The sequence below is a fragment of the Arthrobacter sp. R4 genome, assembly GCF_051365025.1.
Taxonomy (GTDB): domain Bacteria; phylum Actinomycetota; class Actinomycetes; order Actinomycetales; family Micrococcaceae; genus Arthrobacter.
Genome location: NZ_JBLWIJ010000064.1, coordinates 1 through 900 on the forward strand (window position 1 = coordinate 1; position 900 = coordinate 900).

The window sequence follows — 900 nt, forward strand, 5'->3', positions numbered from 1 at the left end:
ACTCAATGTCAATGATTGTATGAGTCACATTTCCGGGGCGGGGCGGCCAGTAGCCATCCTGCCAGCCGGTCCCGGACCAGCCATGACCAAGACTCACAGTGATTGTAGTGGTGCAGCCATGCCGGGAGGGCGTTTCTGCGGGCTGACTCTGTGGCGTAGAAGCGTTGGAACGCCCATCCGTCGGCCAGAGTGCGGTGGAACCGTTCGATCTTGCCGTTGGTCTGCGGACGGTAGGGGCGGGTCTTCTTGGCTTTGATGTTCAGCTCCCGGCAGGTGTCCCGCCAGAGATGGGATTTGTAGGCTGAGCCGTTATCGGACAGGACCCGCTCGACGGTGACGCCGCGGACGGCGAACCAGGACACGGCCCGTCGCAGCACTCCCACCGCGGTGGCCGCTGTTTCGTCGCCGTGAATCTCGGCGTAGGCGACCCGGGAATGGTCGTCGATGACCGTGTGCACGTAAGCGGTGCCGATCAGCGGGTTGTGGTGGCTGCTTCGCGGCTTTGCCGGGGTCGAGGCGCGGTTCTGCTTGCCTTGCTGCCGGCCAACGTAGCGCCAGCCGCCACCGTCCGGGATATTGCCGAGCTTCTTTACATCGACGTGGATCATCGCCCCCGGTTTGTCGTGTTCGTACCGGCGGATGACTTCTCCGGTGCGCTTATCCACGTGATGCAACCGGTTCAGGCGGCACCGGACCAGGACCGCGTGAACCGTGGAGGCGGGCATGGCAAGCTTTGCTCCGATCGCGACCGGCCCCAGCCTTTGCTTCCAGCGCAGATGCACGACCTTGCGAACGAGTTGCTGCGGGGTCCGGTTCACCACCTGGTGCGGGCGCGAGGACCTGTCGGTCATGCCCGACTCGCCCATCGCGGCATAGCGTTCAGCCCAGCGTCTGGCCGTA

The 900-nt window shown here is 64.4% G+C and carries 1 protein-coding gene; it reads right to left on the minus strand.

Annotated elements, in window-relative coordinates:
- Positions 1–8: 8 nt before the first annotated feature.
- The coding region (locus ACLKOZ_RS22445) for an IS481 family transposase (RefSeq protein WP_436478480.1) at positions 9–900 on the minus strand (892 nt) is incomplete at its 5' end.